Source organism: Agrobacterium sp. 33MFTa1.1 (assembly GCF_004328495.1).
Taxonomy (GTDB): domain Bacteria; phylum Pseudomonadota; class Alphaproteobacteria; order Rhizobiales; family Rhizobiaceae; genus Agrobacterium; species Agrobacterium pusense.
Genome location: NZ_CP036358.1, coordinates 1,274,808 through 1,298,759 on the forward strand (window position 1 = coordinate 1,274,808; position 23,952 = coordinate 1,298,759).

Annotated in this window: 24 protein-coding genes; 13 read left to right on the forward strand and 11 right to left on the reverse strand. The window is 60.7% G+C overall.

The annotated features are described in order from the left end of the window. Positions 1-76: 76 nt before the first annotated feature. From tgt to coaD, 5 genes are all read right to left on the reverse strand, one after another. Positions 77-1,207 carry a tRNA guanosine(34) transglycosylase Tgt gene (gene tgt, locus EYD00_RS06440; protein WP_004442089.1) on the reverse strand — a complete coding sequence of 377 codons (1,131 nt, stop codon included), beginning with the start codon at positions 1,205-1,207 and terminating at the stop codon, positions 77-79. Further along, entirely contained in the window at positions 1,207-2,289 is a 1,083-nt protein-coding gene (queA, locus tag EYD00_RS06445; RefSeq protein WP_004442091.1) for a tRNA preQ1(34) S-adenosylmethionine ribosyltransferase-isomerase QueA, read from the reverse strand. The genes tgt and queA overlap by 1 nt, the downstream gene beginning before the upstream one ends. Positions 2,290-2,551: 262 nt before the next feature. After that, complete coding sequence (locus tag EYD00_RS06450) at positions 2,552-3,061, reverse strand: peptidylprolyl isomerase (protein WP_004442093.1); 510 nt, start codon at positions 3,059-3,061, stop codon at positions 2,552-2,554. A 36-nt stretch (positions 3,062-3,097) separates the two neighbouring features. After that, the gene (locus EYD00_RS06455; RefSeq protein ID WP_004442095.1) at positions 3,098-3,667 is read right to left on the reverse strand and encodes a peptidylprolyl isomerase; all 570 of its coding nucleotides are present in this window, start codon (positions 3,665-3,667) and stop codon (positions 3,098-3,100) included. A 28-nt stretch (positions 3,668-3,695) separates the two neighbouring features. Further along, positions 3,696-4,190 (reverse strand): pantetheine-phosphate adenylyltransferase, encoded by a 495-nt coding sequence (coaD, locus tag EYD00_RS06460; RefSeq protein WP_004442098.1) that lies wholly within the window; start codon positions 4,188-4,190, stop codon positions 3,696-3,698. 436 nt (positions 4,191-4,626) lie between these two features. Between coaD and EYD00_RS06470 the strand changes: the two genes are divergently transcribed. The 8 genes from EYD00_RS06470 (at position 4,627) to EYD00_RS06505 (ending at position 12,431) form a co-directional block, all read left to right on the forward strand. Then, entirely contained in the window at positions 4,627-4,806 is a 180-nt protein-coding gene (locus EYD00_RS06470) for a hypothetical protein (RefSeq protein WP_004442101.1), read from the forward strand. Between the two features lie 38 nt (positions 4,807-4,844). Then, complete coding sequence (locus tag EYD00_RS26175; protein WP_004442104.1) at positions 4,845-4,979, forward strand: hypothetical protein; 135 nt, start codon at positions 4,845-4,847, stop codon at positions 4,977-4,979. Between the two features lie 404 nt (positions 4,980-5,383). Beyond that, complete coding sequence (locus EYD00_RS06480; RefSeq protein ID WP_004442108.1) at positions 5,384-7,276, forward strand: peptidyl-prolyl cis-trans isomerase; 1,893 nt, start codon at positions 5,384-5,386, stop codon at positions 7,274-7,276. A 16-nt stretch (positions 7,277-7,292) separates the two neighbouring features. Beyond that, entirely contained in the window at positions 7,293-8,306 is a 1,014-nt protein-coding gene (gene trpD / locus EYD00_RS06485) for an anthranilate phosphoribosyltransferase (RefSeq protein WP_004442111.1), read from the forward strand. A 10-nt stretch (positions 8,307-8,316) separates the two neighbouring features. Next, positions 8,317-9,132, forward strand: a complete 816-nt coding sequence (gene trpC / locus EYD00_RS06490) for an indole-3-glycerol phosphate synthase TrpC (protein WP_004442113.1) — start codon at positions 8,317-8,319, stop codon at positions 9,130-9,132. A gap of 6 nt (positions 9,133-9,138) precedes the next feature. Next, positions 9,139-9,645: a cyclic pyranopterin monophosphate synthase MoaC gene (moaC, locus tag EYD00_RS06495; protein ID WP_004442115.1), complete on the forward strand. Its 507-nt coding sequence runs from the start codon at positions 9,139-9,141 to the stop codon at positions 9,643-9,645. Further along, positions 9,646-10,863, forward strand: a complete 1,218-nt coding sequence (locus EYD00_RS06500) for a molybdopterin molybdotransferase MoeA (protein WP_004442117.1) — start codon at positions 9,646-9,648, stop codon at positions 10,861-10,863. A 497-nt stretch (positions 10,864-11,360) separates the two neighbouring features. Next, positions 11,361-12,431, forward strand: a complete 1,071-nt coding sequence (locus EYD00_RS06505; RefSeq protein WP_004442120.1) for a GGDEF domain-containing protein — start codon at positions 11,361-11,363, stop codon at positions 12,429-12,431. 94 nt (positions 12,432-12,525) lie between these two features. Here the strand turns inward: EYD00_RS06505 and EYD00_RS06510 are convergent, their stop codons facing one another. The 3 genes from EYD00_RS06510 to EYD00_RS06520 all read right to left on the reverse strand — a co-directional run bounded on the left by EYD00_RS06510 (position 12,526) and on the right by EYD00_RS06520 (position 15,583). After that, entirely contained in the window at positions 12,526-13,134 is a 609-nt protein-coding gene (locus EYD00_RS06510) for a pyridoxamine 5'-phosphate oxidase family protein (protein ID WP_004442121.1), read from the reverse strand. A 51-nt stretch (positions 13,135-13,185) separates the two neighbouring features. Next, positions 13,186-14,997, reverse strand: coding sequence for a monovalent cation:proton antiporter-2 (CPA2) family protein (locus tag EYD00_RS06515; protein WP_034498961.1), 1,812 nt, complete (start codon positions 14,995-14,997; stop codon positions 13,186-13,188). Between the two features lie 217 nt (positions 14,998-15,214). Further along, positions 15,215-15,583, reverse strand: coding sequence for a gamma-butyrobetaine hydroxylase family protein (locus EYD00_RS06520; protein ID WP_004442123.1), 369 nt, complete (start codon positions 15,581-15,583; stop codon positions 15,215-15,217). A gap of 107 nt (positions 15,584-15,690) precedes the next feature. Here EYD00_RS06520 and moaA point away from each other — a divergent pair, with 107 nt between their 5' ends. The 5 genes from moaA (at position 15,691) to mobB (ending at position 20,215) form a co-directional block, all read left to right on the forward strand. After that, a complete protein-coding gene (moaA, locus tag EYD00_RS06525) occupies positions 15,691-16,740 on the forward strand; it encodes a GTP 3',8-cyclase MoaA (protein WP_004442124.1) in 1,050 nt (349 codons plus the stop codon). Between the two features lie 170 nt (positions 16,741-16,910). Then, on the forward strand, positions 16,911-17,879 hold the full coding sequence (locus EYD00_RS06530; protein ID WP_004442125.1) for a DMT family transporter: 969 nt from the start codon (positions 16,911-16,913) through the stop codon (positions 17,877-17,879). A gap of 1 nt (position 17,880) precedes the next feature. Further along, on the forward strand, positions 17,881-19,080 hold the full coding sequence (locus tag EYD00_RS06535) for a multidrug effflux MFS transporter (protein ID WP_004442126.1): 1,200 nt from the start codon (positions 17,881-17,883) through the stop codon (positions 19,078-19,080). Continuing rightward, positions 19,077-19,703, forward strand: coding sequence for a molybdenum cofactor guanylyltransferase MobA (gene mobA / locus EYD00_RS06540; protein WP_004442128.1), 627 nt, complete (start codon positions 19,077-19,079; stop codon positions 19,701-19,703). Before EYD00_RS06535 ends, mobA begins: the two co-directional genes overlap by 4 nt. Further along, complete coding sequence (gene mobB, locus EYD00_RS06545) at positions 19,700-20,215, forward strand: molybdopterin-guanine dinucleotide biosynthesis protein B (RefSeq protein WP_004442130.1); 516 nt, start codon at positions 19,700-19,702, stop codon at positions 20,213-20,215. The genes mobA and mobB overlap by 4 nt, the downstream gene beginning before the upstream one ends. A 290-nt stretch (positions 20,216-20,505) precedes the next feature. On the opposite strand, the gene EYD00_RS06550 is transcribed toward mobB, so the two are convergent. The 3 genes from EYD00_RS06550 to surE all read right to left on the reverse strand — a co-directional run bounded on the left by EYD00_RS06550 (position 20,506) and on the right by surE (position 23,837). Further along, complete coding sequence (locus EYD00_RS06550) at positions 20,506-22,071, reverse strand: LysM peptidoglycan-binding domain-containing M23 family metallopeptidase (RefSeq protein ID WP_034498966.1); 1,566 nt, start codon at positions 22,069-22,071, stop codon at positions 20,506-20,508. A 345-nt stretch (positions 22,072-22,416) separates the two neighbouring features. Next, positions 22,417-23,070 (reverse strand): protein-L-isoaspartate(D-aspartate) O-methyltransferase, encoded by a 654-nt coding sequence (locus EYD00_RS06555; RefSeq protein ID WP_004442132.1) that lies wholly within the window; start codon positions 23,068-23,070, stop codon positions 22,417-22,419. Then, positions 23,067-23,837: a 5'/3'-nucleotidase SurE gene (gene surE / locus EYD00_RS06560; protein WP_004442133.1), complete on the reverse strand. Its 771-nt coding sequence runs from the start codon at positions 23,835-23,837 to the stop codon at positions 23,067-23,069. Before surE ends, EYD00_RS06555 begins: the two co-directional genes overlap by 4 nt. Positions 23,838-23,952: the final 115 nt, after the last annotated feature.

Below are 23,952 nucleotides of genomic sequence, written 5' to 3' on the forward strand. Positions count from 1 at the left end.
TTGACTTTAGCGACCTCGGCAGATCCTCGGCACGAGACCGAGGATGACGTCGAGTGTGGAGACAGGTCACGAGGCATTAAACCGGGTCTATATCGCCCCGCGCCCACATTTCGATGGTTTCCGCATAAAAATCGGCGAAACGGCCTTCCTCGATCGACTTGCGGATACCCTGCATCAGCTCCTGATAATAGGCAAGATTGTGCCAGGAAAGGAGCATGCCGCCCAGCGCCTCGTTGGCGCGTACGAGGTGATGCAGATAGGCGCGGGAGTAATCGCGCGAGGCCGGGCAGTTGGATTGTTCGTCGAGCGGGCGCATATCCTCGGCATGGCGGGCATTGCGGATATTGACCTTGCCGCGGCGCGTAAAGGCCAGACCATGACGGCCGGAACGCGTCGGCATCACGCAGTCGAACATGTCGATGCCGCGCGCCACCGATTTCAGGATATCGTCAGGCGTGCCGACGCCCATCAGGTAACGCGGCTTTTCAGTGGGCAGCACCGGCAGGGTAATATCGAGCATGCCCAGCATCACATCCTGCGGCTCACCGACGGCAAGGCCGCCGACCGCATAACCCTTGAGATCGAGCTGCTTCAGCCCTTCGGCGGAGCGAATGCGCAGGTCCGGCTGGTCGCCGCCCTGCACGATGCCGAACATGGCCTTGCCGGGCTGGTCGCCAAAGGCGACGCGGCAGCGCTCGGCCCAGCGCAGCGACATTTCCATGGCGCGCTCGATTTCCTTGCGCTCGGCCGGCAGCGCGATGCACTCATCGAGCTGCATCTGGATGTCCGAATCGAGCAGTCCCTGAATTTCGATCGAGCGTTCGGGTGACATGTGATGCAGCGAACCGTCCACATGGCTCTTGAAAGTCACGCCCTTCTCATCCAGCTTGCGCAGACCGGACAGCGACATGACCTGAAAACCGCCGCTGTCGGTGAGGATCGGGTGTGGCCAGCGGATCAGCTCATGCAGGCCGCCAAGGCGGGCGACACGCTCGGGGCCGGGCCGGAGCATCAGGTGATAGGTATTGCCGAGAATGATGTCCGCCCCCAGCTCGCGCACCTGATCAAGATACATGGCCTTGACGGTGCCGACAGTGCCGACGGGCATGAAGGCGGGCGTGCGGATGACGCCACGCGGCATGGCGACTTCGCCGAGGCGCGCGCCGCCGCTCGTGGCTTTCAGGGTGAAGGTGAATTTGTCGTGCATCAGTTTTTCCGGAACAACAGGCTGGAATCGCCATAGGAATAGAAACGGTATCCGGTTTCGATGGCGTGCTTATATGCGTCACGCATCGTTTCGAGACCGCAGAAAGCCGAAACCAGCATGAACAGCGTCGATTTCGGCAGGTGGAAATTGGTCATCAGTATGTCGACAGCCCGGAAACGATAACCGGGCGTGATGAAGATGCCGGTCGCATCGGACCACGGGTGAATGGTGCCATCCTCCGCAGCCGCGCTTTCGATCAGACGCAGCGACGTCGTGCCCACGCAGACAATGCGCCCGCCCCGCGCCTTGACCGCATTCAGCCTGTCGGCTGTTTCCTGCGAGACGTGGCCGATTTCGAAATGCATCTTGTGATCGTCGGTATCATCGGCCTTGACCGGCAGGAAGGTGCCCGCCCCAACGTGAAGCGTCACGAAATGCCGCTCGATACCGGCCTTGTCGAGCGCGGCAAACAGGTCGGGCGTGAAATGCAGCCCGGCGGTAGGCGCGGCAACGGCGCCCTTCTCGCGGGCGTAGATGGTCTGGTAGTCGGTCTGGTCCTGCGCATCTTCCGGCCGTTTGGCCGCGATATAGGGCGGCAGGGGAATATGGCCGACGGAGGCAATGGCCTCGTCCAGAACGGGACCGGAGACGTCGAACAGCAGCGTGATCTCGCCCTCCTCGCCCTTCTGCTCGACGGTGGCCTCCAGATGGGCAAGGCCGCAGGCATTATCGCGCTCATAACCGAAACGGATGCGGTCGCCCTGCTTGATGCGCTTGCCGGGACGCGCGAAAGCCTTCCAGCGGGACTGATCGGCGCGCATGTGCAGCGTGGCCGAAACGGCCGTCTCCGGCGCGCCTTCGCGCAGCCTGACACCTTCAAGCTGGGCGGGAATGACGCGGGTGTCGTTGAAAACGAGCGCATCGCCGGCCCGCAGGAAGGACGGCAGGTCGAAAACGCGATGGTCTTCCATGCGATTTTCATTCGGATCGACCACCAGCAGGCGCGCGCTATCACGCGGGTTCGCCGGGCGAAGGGCGATATTCTCCTCGGGCAGGTCGAAATCGAACAGGTCTACACGCATTGCAAGGGCTCTCGAAAATATCAAAACCCGCCCTCAATGGGGCGGGCGGTGTGTAGTGACAAGGCTTCGTCTAACGAGACGTCATCCTCGGGCTTGTCCCGAGGATCTAACCACGTTGCCGTTGGGGATCGTTAGATCCTCGGGACATCCTCGGGCTTGATCCGGGGACCGAGGATGACGGCTGAGAGGTTGGCACCCTTGTCATCAATGTGAAACGCCCCGCAGTTTCCTGCGGAGCGGGTAAACACTTTATAAGCTATTCTCAAGCCGCCGAAGCGAGCTTCATCGAAACGATCGAATCGGGGTCCTTCACCGGCTCGCCGCGCTTGACCTTGTCGATGGCTTCCATGCCCTCGATGACCTGGCCCCAGACGGTGTACTGCTTGTTGAGCCACGGGGAATCCGTGAAGCAGATGAAGAACTGCGAGTTGGCGGAGTTCGGGTTCTGCGAACGGGCCATGGAGCAGGTGCCGCGCACATGCGGGATGGCGGAGAATTCTGCCTTCAGGTCCGGCTTTTCGGAGCCGCCCATGCCGGCGCGGGCCGGGTTGAAGCTTTCGGAACCCTTCTTGCCGAATTTCACGTCGCCGGTCTGCGCCATGAAGTCTTCGATGACGCGGTGGAAAACGACGCCGTCATAAGCACCTTCCGATACCAGTTCCTTGATGCGGGCAACGTGGCCCGGAGCAACTTCCGGAAGCAGCTGGATCACGACCTTGCCGGTCGTCGTTTCCATGATGATGGTGTTTTCCGGATCCTTGATCTCGGCCATGATTATTCTCCTCTGTTCGGGCTCTATTGCCCTGTCTTACTTCTTGCCGACAGTGACCTTGATCATCCGGTCGGGGTTGGAAACTTCGCCGTTGCTGCCCTGCCCGCGCTTGATCTTGTCCACGGCTTCCATGCCGGACACGACCTTGCCGACCACGGTGTACTGGCCGTTCAGGAACGGACCGTCGGCAAACATGATGAAGAACTGCGAATTGGCGGAATTCGGATCCTGCGAACGGGCCATGCCGACCACGCCGCGCGTGAACGGAACCTTGGAGAATTCGGCCGGAATATCCGGCAGGTCGGAGCCGCCAGTACCTGCGCGCTGGGCGCTGAAGCCCTTCTCCATGTTGCCATACTGCACGTCGCCGGTCTGCGCCATGAAGCCGTCGATGACGCGGTGGAAGGCGACGTTGTCGTAAGCGCCCTTCTTGGCCAGCGCCTCGATCTGCGCCACGTGCTTCGGCGCGACGTCGGGCATAAGCTCGATGACAACGGGGCCGTCCTTAAGCTGGACGGTGAGAAGTTCGGCGGCAGACGCAAAGGTGCTGGCGGCAAGCGCGCCCGCAAACATGGCGCCGGCAAAGGCAAATCGAACGAGTTTCATCGGATTGGCTCCAAATGTAAGGCTGAAGTCAGCGCTTCAGCTTGGCGTTAAGGGCTTCAAGCACGGCTTTCGGCACGAAGGCTTCGACATTGCCGCCCATGGCGGCGATCTGCCGAACCAATGTGGCTGTAATGGGTCGCGACGAGGTGCCGGCGGGCAGGAACACGGTCTGGATATCAGGCGCCATCTGGCGGTTCATGCCCGCCATCTGCATTTCATAATCGAGATCGGTGCCGTCACGCAGGCCGCGCAGCAGAAGTCGCGCGCCATGCTGACGGGCCGCATCGACAACCAGATTATCGAAGGAAACGACGTCCATGCGCGCCGCTTCGCCCGGCAGCTGCTCCGCAAGCGCCTGCTTTATCAGCCCTGCCCGTTCCTCGAAACTGAACATCGGCGCTTTTCCGGGATGAATGCCAACCGCGACAATGACCTTTGACGCCACGTTCAGCGCTTGGAGAAGCACATCCAGATGTCCGTTGGTCATCGGATCGAAGGATCCTGGATAAAAGGCAATCGTCATATCGCTCTCAGATGGTGGGCGCGTCTCGACGCTTCAGCATATGTGCCGCCTTTTGTCATGGAGAAGCACGCGGCGCAAGACTTTATAACCACCCCTCACAAGCGCGGCCGTGCCGTGAACCCCCGATGAACGGGCCGTTCAGTGCGGTTTCAGAGCCATTTTGTTTAAATGCACAGCATCGGGAAACCGAAACGCCTTTCGCCCGTTAAGCAACCGGAGAATCGAAAATGCTGGCCTTCATGATCGTCGTTTCGGTCATCTCGTCATTCGCAGCCGAGTATCTTTTCCTCGAATGACGGCCTCAGCCAGTTTCCTGAACGCCAGATGAACGAGCCATTCAAGGAAGTTTCACCGGGGCGATGCTAATCGATTTTTATGATTGACGCGGAACATGATCGGACATGGTGCGTTAACAAGAAACCAAAGGAACAGACAAATGTTTGTAAGAGAAAAACAGTCTACTTCGGCGAAAATCAGCGTCATCAGCACCGCCTGGACAGTTCTGGTTATCGCAATGGTAGCAACGACGTTTAGCCTTTATGAACAGAAGCCTGAAAAGCTTGGACCTGACTATCCGCAACTGACCGCCCGCTACCAGTATATGAATTATTACTGATAACGGGGAGAAACTCTCGAAACTCCGGAGACGACATCATGTTCACATTTCTGACGATGCTTCTTGCCCTGATCAGCGTAATGTTCGTGATGTCAATGATCTCTGTCGTTGCCGAGATGCGACGCGAGGACGAGGAGTTCAAGGCGATGATCCGGCGCGACCGCGCTTTCTGAGTGCGGCAGGCTGGCATAAATCCGCTTTAAAAATGATTGTTCTCAGCCGCCCTGGAGCCTCCGGGCGGTTTTGTTTTGAAAGGCCTGCGATGGCCGCCTTCGTTCCTGTGCTTGTCACGGGAATCCAGTCAACACACGTCTGTGCGACGGAAAGACTCTTTTCAGCCCAAGGACTTGGGCGGGCTCGATTCCTGTCACAAGCACAGGAATGACGGTGTGGACGCCGCTGATATCCATCCGTTGCCTCCATTTCGGCGCCTCCAATCACACAACCGTTTTCAAAACCCCGTTTTTCCAAGGGAAATTCCCTTCAATTTCCGAATGGATTGATTTAAGGAACGCCGATACGTTGCGGGCCGGACAGCCGGCGACCGCGATGACGTTCCTGTGAGGTTTGCATAACGATGCTCGATTCCCTGAGAAATGCTTCTCGAACCATGGCAGCCAAGCTGCTGCTTCTCCTGCTTGTTGTTTCTTTTGGCATCTGGGGCGTTTCCGCATCGCTTGTCACCGCCAATTCCCACGCCGTCATGACGGTGGGTGACCAGACGGTCAGCCCGGAGGAATTCCGCCTCGCCTATCAGCGGCAGATTTCCGATCTCAGCCGCCAGTTCGGCACAAGGCTGACGACCGAACAGGCCAAGGCCTTCGGCATCGACCGCCAGGTCTTCAGCCAGCTTGCAGCCGGGGCATCGCTTGACGAACTCGCTTCGAAGATGAACCTCGGTCTTTCGGAAGACCGTCTTGCCAAACTCATTGCCGAAGACCCCGCCTTCAAATCGGTCAATGGCCAGTTCGACCGCAACCTCTTTACGGAGCGCCTGCGCAATTCCGGTTTCCGCGAGGACGACTACATCAAGGAACGCAGCAAGGTCGCCGTGCGCAGCCAGATCGTTGAAGCCGTCTCGGACGGTTTTGCCGCACCGCAGGTTCTCGTGGATGCCCTGAAGCAATATCGCAACGAGCAGCGCGCCGTTGATTATGTCATTCTTTCAAACGCCGTCATCCCGCCGGTCAAGGCCCCCGGCGACGACGTGCTCGCCCCCTGGTTCGAGACGAACAAGACGAAATATCGCGCGCCGGAATTCCGCAAATTCACCTATGTGAAGCTGGAACCTTCCGACATCGCGGAGCCAGCCTCGGTAACGGACGCCCAGATCGCCGATTATTATAACAGCCACAAGGACAGCTTCCGCACCGCCGGCCGCCGCACGGTCGAGCAGCTGACCTTCCCGGACAAGGAAATGGCCGCCGCCGCCGCCGAGCAGATCAGGCTCGGCAACACCACCTATGACCAGGTGGTGAAGGATCAGGGCAAGACGCCGTCCGACGTCACGCTTGGCGAATTCACAAAGGATACCATCCCCGACCAGTCGATTGCCGATGCCGCTTTTGCCATCCAGAAGGATGGGGGCGTTTCGCCGGTGGTTGAAGGCTCGTTCGGCCCGGTACTCCTGCGCGTCACGGGCATCAAGCCGGAAACCACCCGCACGCTGGAAGAGGCAAAGGAAGACATCCGCAAGGATCTCGCCACCGCTGCCGCCGCGGAAGAAATCACCAATGTGCACGACCGTTACGAGGATCTGCGCGCCGGCGGTTCTTCGCTTGCGGACGCCGCACAGCAGTTGAACCTGAAACCGGTCACCATTGCCGCCATCGACGCAGCCGGTCTCGACGAAAAGGGCGATGCGGTCGAAGGCCTGCCCTCCCCGCAGCTCGCCCAGGACGTGTTCAAGACCGAACCCGGAACCGAGGCCCTGCCGATCAATCTCGGCCGCGAAGGTTACATCTGGTTCGACGTCGAGCAGATCATCCCTGCCCGCGACCGCACGCTTGCCGAAGTCCGCGACGATGTCGTTGCCGACTGGACGGCAGAGCAGCAGCGCACCGCACTTGCCGCCAAGGCCGACGAGCTGAAGGCCCGCATTGAAAAGGGCGAGACGCTGGAGGCTGTCGCGGGTGAGCTGAGCCTTGCAGTCGAACAGAAATCCGGCCTGCGCCGCACCAGCGAAGATGCGATTTTCGGTCGCCAGACCATCGCCGCCGTCTTCTCGGGCGCCGAAGGCGTGGTCGGCACGGCGGCCGATGCCGATGGTTCCAGCCGCATCCTCTTCAAGGTCACCTCTGTCGACACCAACGCGACGCCGGACGCGCTCGCCAATGACGACCAGCAGTTTGCCGCCATTGCCCGCGCGGCCGGCGACGACATGCTGGACCAGATGGTCAACCGCCTGCAGAATGACTATGGTGTGACGATCAACCAGGCCCTCGCCGATCAGGCGATGGTCGGCTTCTAACCCGGGAGGCGACGAGATGGCCGAACTGAAGCCGCTGATCGCCAGGGTCGCGAATGGAGAAAGCCTGAACCGCGAGGATGCGCGCACGGCTTTCGACATTCTGATGTCGGGCGAAGCCACGCCGTCGCAGATCGGCGGTTTCCTGATGGCGCTGCGCGTGCGCGGTGAAACGGTCGACGAAATCGTCGGCGCAGTCTCCTCCATGCGTTCCCGGATGTTGCCGGTTTCCGCCCCCGCCAATGCCATCGATATCGTCGGCACCGGCGGTGACGGCATCGGCACCTACAACATCTCGACACTCGCCTCGATCATCGTCGCCGGCACGGGCCTGCCGGTCGCCAAGCACGGCAACCGGGCATTGAGTTCCAAATCCGGCACGGCAGATGCGCTTTCCGCACTCGGCGTGAAGCTCGATATCGGTCCCGATCTCATCGCCCGCTGCATCAGCGAGGCGGGTCTCGGCTTCATGTTCGCGCAGATGCACCATTCCGCCATGCGCCACGTTGGCCCGAGCCGCGTCGAACTCGGTACGCGCACGATCTTCAACCTGCTCGGCCCCCTCTCCAACCCGGCCGGCGCAAAACGGCAATTGCTCGGCGTGTTTTCGCCACGCTGGCTGGTGCCGCTTGCCGAAGTGCTGCGTGATCTGGGTTCGGAAAGCATCTGGGTCGTGCATGGCGACGGCATGGATGAAGTCACCACCACGGGCGTCACCCATGTGGCGGCGCTCGAAGGCGGCAATATCCGCACCTTCGAGCTGACCCCGAAAGATTTCGGCGTTGAGCCGGCGCGGATGGACGACCTCAAGGGCGGCGACGGCATTGCCAATGCGGCGGCGCTGCGCGAGGTTCTTTCAGGCAAGCGCAATGCCTATCGCGACGTATCGCTTTGCAACGCAGCCGCAGCGCTTGTCATCGCCGGCAAGGCGGAAACGCTTGGCCAGGCCATGACGATTGCCAGCGATGCCCTCGACGGCGGCAAGGCCGCCGCCGCGCTGGAGCGTCTGGTCGCCGTATCAAACGAGGAATGAGAGCGAGATCATGAGCGACATTCTCAAGAAGATCGAGACTTACAAGCTCGAAGAAATCGCCGCCGCCAAGGCGAAGGTTTCACTGGCCGATCTGAAGGCCATGGCTGCCGACCAGAGCGCGCCTCGCGGTTTTTACAGGGCGCTGAAAACAAAGCAGGCCGAGGGCAAGTTCGGCCTTATCGCCGAAATCAAGAAGGCCAGCCCCTCCAAGGGCCTCATCCGCCCCGATTTCGATCCGCCGGCGCTGGCTGCGGCCTATGAGGCTGGCGGCGCTGCATGTCTTTCTGTCCTGACAGACAGGCCGAGCTTTCAAGGCGCTCCGGAATTCCTGACCGCCGCCCGCAATGCCTGCGCCCTGCCCGCGCTGCGCAAGGATTTCATGTTCGACACCTATCAGGTGCACGAAGCCCGCGCCTGGGGCGCGGACTGCATTCTCCTCATCATGGCCTCGCTGTCGGATGACGACGCGAAACGGCTGGAATACGAGGCTTTCGCGCTTGGCATGGATGTGCTGATCGAAGTGCACGACGAAGAGGAAACGGAACGGGCGCTGAAGCTCGACTCGCCGCTTTTCGGCATCAACAATCGTAATCTCCGCACTTTCGAGGTTGGCCTCGAAACCAGCGAAAGGCTGGCGGGACTGGTGCCCGCCGACAGGCTGCTGGTGGGCGAAAGCGGCATCTTCACCTTCGAGGATTGCCAGCGCCTGAAAAAAAGCGGCATCAGCACCTTCCTCGTCGGTGAAAGCCTGATGCGCAAGGACGATGTGACGGCGGCCACCAAGGCGCTGCTGACGGGCCAGTCCGGCATTCTGGCAGCGGAATAAACCCGGATGAGCGACGACCAGAAGCTCACCCATATCGACGCGGCCGGTGAAGCGCATATGGTCGATGTTGGCGACAAGGCGGAAACCGTGCGTGTTGCGGTTGCCGAAGGCTTCGTGAAAATGAAGCCGGAAACGCTGGCGCTTATCCACGACGGCAACGCCAAGAAGGGCGATGTCATCGGCACCGCACGGCTGGCCGGCATCATGGCCGCGAAGCAGACCGCCAATCTCATTCCGCTCTGCCACCCGCTGATGCTGACCAAGGTGGCGGTGGACATAACCGAAGATGCCACCCTGCCCGGCCTCCGCGTTGAGGCCAGGGTGAAACTGTCAGGCAAGACCGGCGTGGAAATGGAAGCGCTGACCGCCGTCTCCATCGCCTGCCTGACGATCTATGACATGGCGAAGGCCGCCGACAAGGCGATGGAGATCATCAATATCCGCCTGCTTGAAAAGAGCGGCGGCAAATCCGGTGATTTCAAAGCCAGCGATTTCGGGCGACAGGAGAACTGAATGAAGCCGCTGCTGCCCGTGGATGAGGCCATCGCGCGCCTTCTGGACGCAGCGGTTCCGGTCACCGACACCGAAACTCTGCCGCTCGCCGAATGCGACGGCCGCGTTCTCTCGGTCGATCTCATCGCAAGCCTCACCCAGCCCCCCTTCGATGCCTCAGCCATGGACGGTTATGCATTGCGCAGCGCCGATGCACCGGCCATCGGCTCGGTCCTCACCGTCATCGGCCAGGCCGCCGCCGGTCATGCTTTTGCCGGCACGGTGGGTGAAGGACAGGCCGTGCGCATCTTCACCGGCGCGCCCGTGCCGCAGGGTGCGGATACGATCCTCATTCAGGAGGATGCCGAAGTCCTGGAAGGCGGAAAAATCCGCACGGCCTTCGATGTCACCGCCGGGCGACATATCCGACCGCGCGGGCAGGATTTTACCAAAGGCGAAACGGTACTGGAGGCTGGAAGGGAACTCGGCTTTGCCGATCTCACGCTGGCGGCGGCGACGAACCACGCCACGCTTACCGTCTATCGCAGGCCACGCATCGCCATCCTTGCCACCGGCGACGAGTTGCTGCCGCCTGGAAGCGTTCCGCAGCCGGCGCAGATCATCGCCTCCAACACCTTCGGCGTCGCCGCGCTGGCCCGCAAGGCCGGTGCAGAGGTACTGGATCTCGGCATTATCCCCGATGATGACGCGCTGATCCGCGCCGCCATCGGCGAGGCCGTTGCGGCGAAGGTTGATGTGCTGTTGACACTCGGCGGCGCCTCCGTCGGAGACCACGATCTGGTGCAGGCTGCATTGAAGGCGGAGGGCATGCAGCTCGATTTCTGGCGCATCGCCATGCGCCCGGGAAAACCGCTGATGGTGGGCTCCATCGGCAGCATGCAGGTTCTCGGCCTGCCCGGAAACCCCGTGGCCAGTCTCGTTTGCGGTCTGCTTTTCCTTGAACCCTTGGTCAGCCGGATTGGCCGGCACCTGCCCCCGCAACGCATCGCGACCGCAAGAACCGCGAAGGCGCTGAAAGCCAACGATCACCGCCAGGATTATCTTCGCGCCCGCCTGGTTAGCGGTCAAGGCGGCGTGGTCGTGGCGGAGCCTTACGCCAGACAGGATTCATCCATGATGAACATCCTCGCCCATTCCGACGTCCTCATCATACGCCCTCCCCATGCGCCGCAGGCTGACGCCGGGGCCGAATGCCCGGTCATCAAACTCAGGGCCTGAACCCGCAGCCAAACGTAGACAACACGCTTTCACGGCACCCGGATGAGGCATTTGTACACCCGCCTGCTGACATCGCCCGGAACGGCGCCGCGTTCAATCCCCTCAGGTCCGCCAGACAAACTGTAACGTTACGCCTTTGGAGGCGGCCGACAAATATCGGCTTCCCCAAAACCATGTCTTGGCGAATGGAAATTCCCCGCCCCTTGAGCTTTTTTCCTCTCCACGAATCACGTTACTGTGCCAAAATAAATCAGCTGCAAAGCGTTATCGGGATTGACAGAATAAATGCGAAACTGTCACCAAGGCGGATAGTAGAGGTCAAAAATTCCGGAAATTCCAAAAAATGAAAATTACTTATAATTATCAATTAAATAAGATAAAAATCGTACAAAATAGAATTTCCTGCAATAAAAATTAGTTCTCCATAAATTAAGCTTTTCAAAACAGCCTCCATAATAATAATCATAGTCTATAAGCAGACTCACTGGAGTTTCTTGATGAACACGGCATCCACGCCCAAGACCACGGGACCCGACATTGCCGGGCAGATTGCCCACGCCATGCGGAGCATGGGTGTTTCGCCGATCCCGCGCAACTACAGCCTTTTCTACGAAGCCTATATCGGTTCGAACCCTGCGCTGACCAAGGATCTGGCGGCGCTGGGAAACCGGGTGACGCAGGACGATCTGGACGAGCTATCCGCGCGTTACGGTGATGGCGGTCCCGCGCGCTTCATCGACGATGCGCATGAAAAGCTGCGACGCGAACTGGAAGCCCTTCTGGGGACCTTACGGCGGGAACAATCCTCCATCGAGAACTACAACAGGATCCTCGGCGAGACGCGGCAGCGTATCGATGACAAGAATGCCGCCAGCAGCAATATTCTGAGAAACGCAATTGCGTTGCTGGCCGAGGCCACCGGCTCGAAGATCATCGACGGCGAAAAGGCGTTCAACGACGTCAACCGCCATGCCGAGGAAATGCACCAGGTGCGCCTGGAGCTGGATGAATACAAGCGCATCGCCAATACCGATTCGCTGACCCGCCTTTCCAACCGGCGGGCTTTCGACGACCGGCTGGCAACCGTTTATGATACCTCCATCGGCCTGCAATATACGTCGCTCGTCCTGCTCGATATCGATCACTTCAAGCGGATCAACGACACGTTCGGCCATCCGGTAGGCGACAAGATTCTGGCTACCGTCGCTTCGGTCATTCGGGCGAATGTCCGCAAGGACGGCTTCGTCGCCAGAAGCGGCGGCGAGGAATTCGCCATCATTCTCGACGGCAATACGCCGGAGGAAGTCATGGTGATGTGCGAGCGCATCCGCCTGTCGCTGGAGAGCACACCCTTCCGCAATTCGAGATCAGGCGCGGATTACGGCACGGTAACGATCTCGATCGGTTTTGCCGCTGCCGCGCAGGCCACCAATCCGACCGAACTTTACGCCCATGCGGATACGGCGCTCTACCACGCCAAGGAAACCGGCCGGAACCGCTCGGTCTTCTACGAGGACGGTATGCAGAAGAACTATACCGGCAAAAACTGGCTGATTTATCGGACTTGAGGCAAATTGCGCCGATTTGGGCGCATTAAAAACACAGCGCTGTCCCCGCCCTCATTCCTGACAAGCATAGGAATGGGGGCGAGAGGGGGAAGCCTCACCACATCGTCTTCGCCGCGCGCGCCGCCCATTCGCGATCATAGGTCTCCTGATCGAATTCCGCCTTGGCCGCCTTGAGCAGCAGACCCGGCGTCGGAAGCGACGACGGGTCGACGAAATTGTCGGGATTCCACAATTCAGACCGCATCAGCGCCCGTGCACACTGGAAATAGACTTCGTCGATCGTGACCACGATGACGGTGCGCGGATGTTTGCCATCCATCTCGAAGCTCTGCAACAACGTTGGGTCAACGGAAACCAAGGCGCGGCCATTGATGCGCATGGTCGTATTCGAGCCGGGGATCAGGAACATCAGCGCCACGCGCGGATCCCGCACGATGTTGAGAAGCGAATCCACGCGGTTATTGCCGCGCCAGTCCGGTAGCAGCACGGTCTTGTCATCGTCCACGCGCACCACACCGCCCTTGTCGCCGCGCGGTGAACAGTCCATGCCCTCCGGCCCTACCGTCGCCAGAGCGAGAAACGGTGACGTTTCGATCATCAGCCTGTATTCGGCCGTCAGCGCGGCTGTCACCTTGGCGATGGATGCCTCGCTCGTGCCGTCATAGATGGCCTTCAATTCCTCGACCGTGCGAATGATCGTCATGTCAGTTCCTATCCCTCGAAATCACCCTGCGACACCACCGGGCGCAATCCCTTAATCTTCCGCCGCTTCCGCCTTTTCCCGCTCCGCCCGCTCACGCGCCGTGCGCGCGGCGACGAGATCGGCTGGCTGGGCGTTGCCACGGATCAGCGAACGGCCGGCATAAATGCCGCCGACGACCTCCATGGCGAAACGCTCCTCGTCGCGGTCGCGGAATTCCTCCACCAGACGGGCGGCGTCTTCCCGCTCCTCGCCCATGGCGCCCAGAACCTCCTCGCTGAAATTCAGCGCCGATTCCAGCGTCTCGCGAATCTGGTAATCCACGCCGGCCTTCAGCAGATCGATGGCATGGCCACGGTCATAGGCGCGGGCGAGAACCGGAACCAGCGGGAATTCATGCTTGACGATCTCCGCGATCCGGACGGCTGCTTCCTTGTCGTCGACGCAGATGAGAACAGCACGCGCCGTGCTGGCGCCGGCGGCATGGAGGATTTCCGCCCGCGAGCCATCGCCATAATAGACCTTGAAACCGAATTCCGCCGCATCGCGCACGAAGTCGGCATCCTTGTCGATCAAAGACAGCGTGTAACCGCGCGCCAGAAGCGGCTGGCTGACGATCTGGCCGAAACGTCCGAAACCGATCAGGAGAATGCTGCCCTCGACATTTTCAGGCACGTCGAGATCGTCAGTATTGGGCACCGCCGCCGGCACCAGCCGGTCATGCAGGATGACCATCAGCGGCGTCAGGACCATGGAGATGATGATCGTCGCCGTCAGGATGGCATTGGCCTCCCGGTCGAGAATGCCGGCGCTGACAGCCGCCGAATAGAGCACGAAGGCGAATTCCCCGCCCTGCGCCATCAGCACCGCCCGTTCCAGGCTTTCACGCCTGGTGGTGCCGAGCGCCCGCGCCACGCCATAGATGAGGAAGGCCTTGAGCAGCATGTATCCAGCGACACTGACCAGCACCAATTGCCAGTTGGAGGCAATGACGGCAAGATCGATCGCCATGCCGACGCCGAGGAAGAACAGGCCGAGCAGAATGCCGCGAAACGGCTCGATATCCGCCTCCAGCTGATGGCGGAAGGAGGATTCCGACAGCAGCACGCCGGCCAGGAAAGCGCCCATCGCCATGGAAAGGCCGCTGACCTGCATCAGAAGCGCCGAACCCAGCACCACCAGCAGCGCCGCAGCCGTCATCACCTCGCGCGCACCGGAGGCCGCCAGCAGGCGGAAGAACGGGTTGAGCAGATAACGTCCGGCAAGGATGAGCGCACCGACGGCGGCAAGCGCAATGCCGACGGAAACCCAGCGCTCCGACGCCGTGACATCTTCCCCGCCCGAACCGAGGAAGGCGACGAGCGCCAGCAGCGGCACGATGGCCAGATCCTCGAACAGCAGGATGGCGATGATGCGCTGGCCCTTCAGGCTCGACATGCTGTTGCGCTCCTGCAGCATCTGCATGACGATCGCCGTCGACGTCAGCACGAAGCCCGTGCCAGCGACGAAGGACATGATGACAGGAAAGCCGAGACCGACCCCGATCAACGTCAGGCCGCCCATGCAGACCAGCACCTGCAATGCGCCGAGCCCGAAAATATCCTGCCGCATGGACCACAGCCGCGACGGCTGCATTTCAAGGCCGATGATGAACAGGAACATCACCACGCCGAGTTCCGCTATGTGCAGAATGGCCTGCGAATCGGAAAAGAAACCAAGACCGTAAGGCCCGATCACCAGGCCGGCTGCGAGATAACCCAGCACAGAGCCGAGGCCGATGCGCTTGAAGATCGGCGCGGCGACAACGCCTGCCGTCAGCAATACGACCACCTGGGCCAGATCATTTCCGTTCGCTTCTACAGCCACACGCCACCCCGCTGAAAATCAATAAGACGAGGGTGTTCCCTCCCTCACTTCCTAGCGCATCGGCGTGAAAAGCGAAAACGATTTTACTGAAGGACGATGCGCAGATTCAACGGGTTACTTGTCCTTCAGGCATGCGGGCTTCAGAGGCAGCTATCCTTCTCCCCCTCATTCCTGTGCTTGTCACAGGAATGAGGGGGGCCGCAGGCCTTGCGTCCGCCTAACGGTACCGTGGCTCCCTGCTCAAGCCCTTTTCGGCGAGCTCCCGTTCATAATCCGCAAACAGCCTGTCCCCGGTCTCACCCAGTTCCTTCAGGTATTTCCAGGTGTAAATGCCACTGTCATGGCCATCGTCAAAAACGATGCGCACCGCATAGTTGCCTGTCGCGACCATGGAGCGGATGGCGACATCGCGTTTGCCCGGCACCGTGACCTTTTGTCCCGGCCCGTGGCCCTGCACTTCGGCCGAGGGCGAAAGCACGCGCAGCATCTCGGCCTTCAGCCGGTAAACGCTTCCATCGTCGAAGGAAACGGTCAATTCGCGCCGGTCTTTCGACACAAGCAGCTCTGTCGGCCAGGCATCACTCATTTTTCACTTCCGCAAGCTCATCACATGCGTCAGAATTACGGACTTGCCTCAGGATAGGCAAGCCACTACATCATTTGAGGGGCGCATCGCGCAATGAGGATGGAGACGTGAACAGTTTCCCCGGATCGCTTGGAAAAGCGCAGTTCCTGACGGAAAACAACGCACCGATGGTGGACCCTTTCGGCCGCGCCATCACCTATCTGCGCGTTTCCGTGACCGACCGCTGCGATTTTCGCTGTACCTATTGCATGTCCGAACACATGACCTTCCTGCCGAAGAAGGACCTTCTGACGCTCGAAGAACTCGACCGGCTCTGTTCCGTCTTCATAACGCGCGGCGTGCGCAAGCTGAGGCTGACCGGCGGTGAGCCGCTGGTGCGCAAGAACATCATGTCCCTGGTGAGGAACCTCGGGCGGCATGTCGAGAGCGGTGCGCTCGAGGAATTGACGCTGACCACCAACGGCTCACAGCTGGCGAAATTCGCAGCCGAACTCGCCGATTGCCGCGTGCGCCGCATCAATGTCTCCCTCGATACGCTCGACAGCGATAAATTCCGCCATATCACCCGCTGGGGGGATATCGACCGGGTGATGGAGGGGCTCGATGCCGCACAGGCGGCAGGTATCAAGGTGAAACTCAACGCCGTTGCGCTGAAGGACTTCAACGATGCCGAAATGCCGGAGCTGATGCGCTTCGCCCACGGCCGCGGCATGGACCTGACGGTCATCGAGACCATGCCGATGGGCGAGATCGAGGAAGACCGCACCGACCGTTATCTGCCGCTTTCAAAATTGCGCAGCGATCTCGAGCAGAGCTTCACGCTCATCGACAGCGATTACCAGACCGGCGGCCCGGCCCGTTACGTGACGGTGAAGGAAACCGGCGGCCGGCTGGGCTTCATCACGCCCATGACCCATAATTTCTGCGAAAGCTGCAATCGTGTCCGTCTCACCTGCACCGGCACGCTTTATATGTGTCTCGGCCAGGACGACGCTGCCGATCTGCGCACGGCGCTGCGCGCGTCCGACAGCGACGCCTATCTTTCCAGCGCCATCGATGAAGCCCTTCTGCGCAAGCCGAAAGGACACGATTTCATCATCGACCGCACCCACAACCGACCCGCAGTCTCCCGCCATATGAGCGTGACAGGCGGCTGAGGCTGGCTGAACGTCTTTCTCATCCACCCACCCATATAAACGGTTGAATTGCCAGCTCTGCCGTGCCACGTCTCTTTATATGGAGGAATGCGTGGTTGCGCCGTAACGGCGGCTCCAGATCGCCCAGAGGGCGGGCGGAGTAAACTGCGCATGGTCTGGGATATTTGGGAATGGCATTGACGGACAATACGCGCGGCGCGCTTTTCATGGCGCTCGCAATGGCAAGCTTCACGGCCAACGACGCGCTGACGAAGTCCGTCACCCCCTACATCAACACCGGTCAGATCATGTTCGTCCGCGGCATCATGACCGTGGTGCTGATCTATATCGCGGCCCGGCATTTCGGCGCGCTCCGGCCCCTGAAAACCCTTTTGCGCCGCATCATCATCCTGCGCTGTCTCTGCGAGGTGACCGCCGCCGTTCTTTATCTGACGGCGCTCGGCCTCATCGAATTTTCCAATGCCTCGGCCATATTGCAGTCCCTGCCGCTGGTGGTGACGCTGGGTGCGGCGTTGTTCCTGCGCGAACCTGTGGGCTGGCGGCGCTGGGTGGCGATCATCGTCGGTTTCATCGGCGTGCTCGTCATCATCCGGCCCGGCCCGGAAGGCTTTACGCCGGGCGCGCTGCTGGTTGTCGCATCGCTGGCCGTCACCGCCGCGCGTGATCTGCTGACGCGGAAAATGTATGCCGATGTGCCTTCGCTTGCGATCACCGTCATCACCGCCTTCGTCAACATGGCAGTGGGCGGCCTCTTGATCCTGCCCTTCGGCGGCTGGCAGCCTATGAACGTCACGATCGTCTCGCATCTGGCCGCCTCGGCTATTCTGGTGCTGGTCGGCTACCAGGCGATCATATTGTCGATGAGATCGGGCGAAATTTCCTTCGTCGCGCCGTTCCGTTATACCGGCCTGCTCTGGGGTTTCATGATCGGCATATTCTTCTTCAACGAGAAAATCGACAATTACACCATCATCGGCGCCATGATCATCATCAGTTCGGGCCTTTATACCTTCTACCGGGAAAGTCTGCGCAAGCGCTCGCAGATGGCCAAGCGCGCGGCCGCCACCCCCACTGCCGTGACCACCGTACGGCCGGCTTCCGTAACGAAAGCTGCCGTTCCGGAAGAGGCGGGAGAATGACATGAACGGCGGCCGTTTTCTGGACAGAACCACCCCACCCCACATCATCACGCTGGTCGTCATCGCCGGTGTCGCGGCTCTGTGCATGAATGTGTTCCTGCCCTCGCTTGCAACGATGGCAGTGTATTTCGAGACCGATTACGCGGTGATGCAATTCGCCGTCTCGGGTTATCTCGCCGCCACCGCCTGCCTGCAGCTCGTCATCGGCCCGCTCTCCGACCTCTTCGGGCGCCGCCCCGTCATGCTCGCCAGCATCGCCGTCATGATCGTCGCGACGCTTGTGTGCATGCTGGCGCCCAATATCACAGTCTTCATGATCGGACGCGTGGCGCAGGCGGCCGTCGTTTCCGGCTTCGTGCTCGCCCGCGCGATCGTGCGCGACATGGTGCCCATGGAACAGGCGGCCTCGATGATCGGCTATGTGACGATGGGCATGTCCGTGGTGCCGATGGTGGGACCAACGGTTGGCGGCCTGCTCAATGACATCTCGGGCTGGCAATCGAGCTTCGCCCTCCTCTGCCTGCTTGGCCTGGGCATCCTGGCGCTCGCTTGGCTCGATCTCGGCGAAACCAACCACAACAGATCGGCAAGCTTCTCGCAGCAGTTCCATGCCTGGCCGGAACTTCTGCGCTCGCCGCTGTTCTGGGGTTACGCCCTGACCTCGACCTTCTCATCGGGCATGTTCTTCTCCTTTCTCGGCGGCGCGCCTTTTGTCGGCAGCGTGCTTTATGGGCTTTCGCCGGCCATGCTCGGCCTGCAATTCTTCTTCATGGCCAGCGGATACATGCTCGGCAACTTCATCTCCGGTCGTTATGCCAGCGAAATCGGCATCACCCGCATGATGCTGTCGGGCAATGTCATCGGCATTGCCGGCATCATCACCGCCATCGCGCTGATCTCGGTCGGGGCGGAAAGCGCCTATGCGTTTTTTGTGCCGCTCGCCCTGATCGGCGTCGGCAACGGCGTGACGCTGCCCAGCGCCAATGCCGGCATGGTCAGCGTCCAGCCGCATCTGGCTGGCTCAGCATCCGGTCTCGGCGGCGCCATGACCATTGGCGGCGGCGCGGCACTCTCGGTTCTCGCCTCCTCGGTTCTTTCAAAAGAGGATGGAACCTGGCCGCTTCTTCTGGTGATGCTGGCGACCGGCCTTGTCGCCCTCCTCACCACCTATATCGTAAGGCTGCAGGAAAAGCGGGAATGACGGCCCCTTTTGAAATACCCGGCCTGGTACTCGCCGGCGGGCTTTCGCGGCGTATGGGCAGCAACAAGGCGATGGTGCAATTGGGCGATGCGCCTCTCATGTCCCGTGTCATCAGCCGCATCACGCCGCAGGTCTGCGACGTCACCATCAATGCGGCCAATGGCTGGGCGGAAAGTTTCGGCCTGCCGCTGCTGCCCGATACGCTGAACGGCCATGCCGGTCCGCTCGCGGGCGTTCTGGCCGGCATGCGCCATTTCCAGCACCGCGGCGACGCGGTCAGCCACTTTCTGACTGCGCCCGCCGACAGCCCGTTTTTCCCTGACGATCTTGTGGTGCGGCTTTGCGAACACCTGTCGGACAATGCAATCGTCATTGCCGCCTCCAGCGGCCAGCTTCATCCGGTCTTTGCGTTGTGGCCGGTCGCTCTCGCCGATGATCTCGAGGCATGGCTGAAGAACGATGCCAACCGGCGCATCCGCGCTTATCTTGCCCGGCATGTCACCATTGGGGTTGCATTTGCGCCGCTGGAAACGGCAAAGGGCAGCCTCGATCCGTTCTTCAACATCAACACGCCGGATGAGCTTGCACTGGCGCGCAGCTATCTGGAGAGCATGGAAGCATGACGGCACAAAAGGTCTTCGGCATCGCCGGCTGGAAGAACTCAGGCAAAACTGGTCTTGCCGTGCGCATCGTGACCGAACTGACGGCGCGCGGCTACCGTGTCTCCACCATCAAGCACGCCCATCACGATTTCGATATTGACAAGGTCGGCGCCGATAGCTGGCGTCACCGGCAGGCCGGCGCGCACGAGGTCACCATCGTTTCCGGCACCCGCTTCGCCATCATGCATGAATTGCGCGGCGAACCGGAGCCCTCCTTCGAAGACATCCTCTCCCGCCTCGCGCCGTGCGACCTGGTGCTGATCGAAGGTTATAAATACGAGCCGGTCCCGAAAATCGAAGCGCGCCGGGTTGAGGCGGCGAAAACGGAACCGCTGGCGCCGCTCGATCCGCATATCGTCGCCATTGCCGCCGATCACGCGGTGACGGACACGGCGCTTCCGGTTTTTGATCTCGACGATACCGGCGCGATTGCCGACTTCATCGAGAAAACGGTGGGTCTGGTCAGGGGTTAGACACGTAGCTGCTCGACGTGACTTGGGCTGCATCCCCACATCCGTCGTACCGGCCTTGAGCCGGTATCCAGCCAGCCCAAGTCCTTGGGCTGAGGAGACTCATTCCGCCGCGCAGACGCGCGTCGACTGGATGCCGGATCGGGTCCGGCATGACGGAGGAGAAAACCGCGAGAAACCAATGCCCACTAAGCCCGAGGCACCCATTCCAGAACTTTTTCCGCACGCATCACCCCATAAAATGAAAAAGCCGGGCTCATCACCCGGCTTCATCATTCCTTGAGACGCAATACCTATTCAAGGAAAGTGGATGGGTTCACCGGCGTCGCATCCTTGCGAACTTCGAAGTGAACCTGCGGACGTTTGGCGCTGCCGGTCATGCCCGAGGTGGCGATGGTCTGGCCGCGCTGAACCTTCTGGCCACGCTGCACGTCGAGATTGGCAGCGTTGCCGTATACCGTGACCTTGCCGTCGTCATGGCGGACAAGAACCGTGTTGCCGAGCTGCTTCAGGCCATTGCCGGCATAGATGACGACACCGTTTTCAGCGGCCTTGATCGGCGTGCCCTCGGGAACCGAAATGTTGATGCCGTCGTTGCGGCTGCCTTCGACATTGTCACCGAAATTATTGATGACCGCGCCGCGCACTGGCCAGCGATATTTGCCGATGCCGGTGGATTCCGGTGCGACGGACGCCATGTCGGCCTTTTTCTCGATATCGCTGACACTGGCGGTGGCCGGAGTTGCGGGCGCAGCCGGAGCGGCGGCGGCGGCCGGCGCCTTATAGGGCTCTGGCTTGACGGATGCGGTTTCGACGGGCTTTGCGGCTTCCTTGGCGGGAACGGAAGCGGTCTTGATGGCATCCGTCGAAGCACCCGGCATGTTGAGCGTCTGGCCGACGCGGATGCTTTCGTTGCCGAGACCGTTTGCCGCCTTGAGAGCAGCCACCGACACGCCGTTTGCACGGGCGATCTTGGCGAGGCTGTCGCCCGGCTGAACCTTGTAGCCACCGGAGGGCGGCAGCGGCTTGCCGCCCGGAGGCGTCAGTTTGCCAGCTTCAGCAGAAACCTTGTCACGGGCGGCGGCCTGGGACGGCAGCACGGCCACGTTTCCATCCGGCGCACGCAGCGGTGTCGGCTGGTCGCCATTGCGGTTGAGCGCAATATCGCCGGCGGCATCCTTGGCGGCGTTGCGGACCTGGCCGAACTTCGGAATGAGGATCGACTGGCCGGCCTGCGCGGCGGAAGCGGTCTTCAGGCCATTGACCCGCAGCAGTTCCTTTTCCGGAACGCCGTAGCGGTTGGAGAGGGTCGCGATGCTTTCGCCGGGACGCAGGGTCACGGAGGCGGCGCCATCGGTGTGCCAGCCGTTTTTGTCGGAACGAACGGTCGCGGTGGTCAGGTTGTCAGCGGCGGGTGCGGCAGCCTGCCGTGCGGGCGCTGCCAGAGACGGCGTGGCCTTGGGCTGGGCGGACGGGAAAGGCTGGGCCATGGCTTCGTTGCGGGTCGACGGATCGCGGCTCGCCACGGCTGTCGGCGCAGACAGCTCGGAACGCTGCACCGGCGAGGCCGAGGCACGGGCCGTGGACGGCTGAACGCCACCGTAACCACCCGATTGCTGCGGATAGGAATTGCCGGCCATGTTCTGGTTGGCATAACCTCCCTGTGGCGCGGCAGAGGCGTAACCGCCATTCATGTCGCCCTGCGGAACCGGGGCCTGCCCGTAAGCACCGCCGCCCTGACGGGCAGGAATTGACGCCGTGGTCATCTGATCCGGTCCACTGGAAAAGAGGCCGCTGAACCGCGTTGCATCCGAGCTACAGCCCGTTGCGACGCTTGCCAGCAATGCCGCTGCGAACATTTTTGCGACTGATTTTCCGATTTTAGACGAATGTCTCATACGCATGACTCGATCTACACTGACGCCAACCCGCCGCATCGAGATCGATCCGGCACAAATTTCAATTCTTGCAAGGCCCATTTCCCGAGGTGGGGAAAACCATGCGTCGATGTTTATGATTAAAGCGCGTTAGTGTTACCACGCCGTTAAAACGTTAAGCCGTTTGGCGCTTTTTTGACACTTCGATAACCATGACGAAGACAGGATGCGCCATGATGAAACAATAAAATCTCTTAAAATCAGATGCTTACGAAAATTCCGCACATTAGGAGACCAAAATACAATGTCTCCAAAATTTTCATTTTGTCACAAATGACGCGCAATATGGGTGCTGAGCGGCAGGTAGGGCGCCTCGAACAGTCCTTCCTTCTCGAAGCGGCTGCCGGTCTTGGAAAAGCGCGTCATCACGCAGCGATCACCTTCAACGATGATCGGCGCGATCATCATACCGCCGGAAACGATCTGCTCGGCAAAGAAACGGGGCATGGTGGTGAAGGCCGCCGTGGAAACGATTCGGTCAAAAGTGCCCTCACCCACCAGGCCGTTGCTGCCATCCGCCTGGCGGATGACGACGTTGCGGATTGCAAGATCATCGAGACAGTTCTGCGCCTGCTGCACCAGCGTCTTGTACCGCTCCAGCGAAAAGACGCGCTCCACCCGGCGGGCAATGATCGCCGTCATGAAACCGCTGCCGGTACCGATTTCCAGCACGCGCTGGCCGGGTTTCAGCTGCAGGCGGGCGAGGATTTTCACCGCCATGTCGGCCCCTTCCATGAAGGAACCGCAGTCTATCGGGATGGTGCGGCTGGAATAGGCGTCGGCGGCAAATTGCGGCGGTACGAATTTGGATCGTGGCGTCTGCTCAACCGCCGTCAGCAGGTCGAGATCGGAAATCCCCTCGCCCCGCAAGCGCAGAACGAGAGCTGCAAAACCTTCCTTTTCGACCATGGCAGATTTCAATCGGCGACTCCGAATCCAAGCGCTTGCGCAACCCGATCCTTCACCGTGTAATCCGTCAGGTCAAGCTTCAGCGGCGTGACGGAAATCTTGCCATGCTTTAAGGCGTGGATATCGGTGCCTTCGCGGAAGGTGCCCATGCGTTCGCCGAAACGCAGCCAGTAATAGGGAAAACCGCGGCCATCCTGGCGTTCTTCCACCGTCAGGCCGAAATCGAGCTTGCCCTGCCCCGTGACGGACACGCCCTGCACATCCTTTGGCGCGCAATTGGGAAAATTGAGATTGAGGAAGGTGCCGTCAGGCAGATCGACATCGATGAGCTTGCGAATGAGATCGGGCGCATAGGTCTCGGCCACCTCCCACGGCACGACGCGGCCTTCGGCATGGCTGAAGGCCTGGCTGAGCGCAAAAGACCGCACGCCCTGCAGCGTGCCTTCAATGGCCCCGGCAATCGTACCGGAATAGGTCACATCATCGGCCATGTTGGCGCCGGCATTGACACCTGACAGGACGAGATCTGGCTTTTCCGGCAGAACCTCGCGAATGCCCATGATAACGCAATCAGTCGGCGTGCCGCGCAGAGCGAAATGCTTGTCGGAAACCTTGCGAAGACGCAACGGCTCGGACAGCGTCAGGGAGTGAGCAAGCCCGCTCTGGTCTGTCTCCGGCGCAACGATCCAGACGTCGTCGGAGAGCGTGCGAGCGATACGCTCCAGCACGGCCAGGCCCTCGGCGTGAATACCGTCGTCATTCGTCAGCAAAATCCGCATGTTTTCCTCCCGCTCTTCATTTTGCTCAGGCAGAACACTTCCCGAACCGTCATCCCGGCCTTGAGCCGGGATCCAGTCGACGCGCGTCTGCGCCACGGGAATAGTCCTTTTCAGC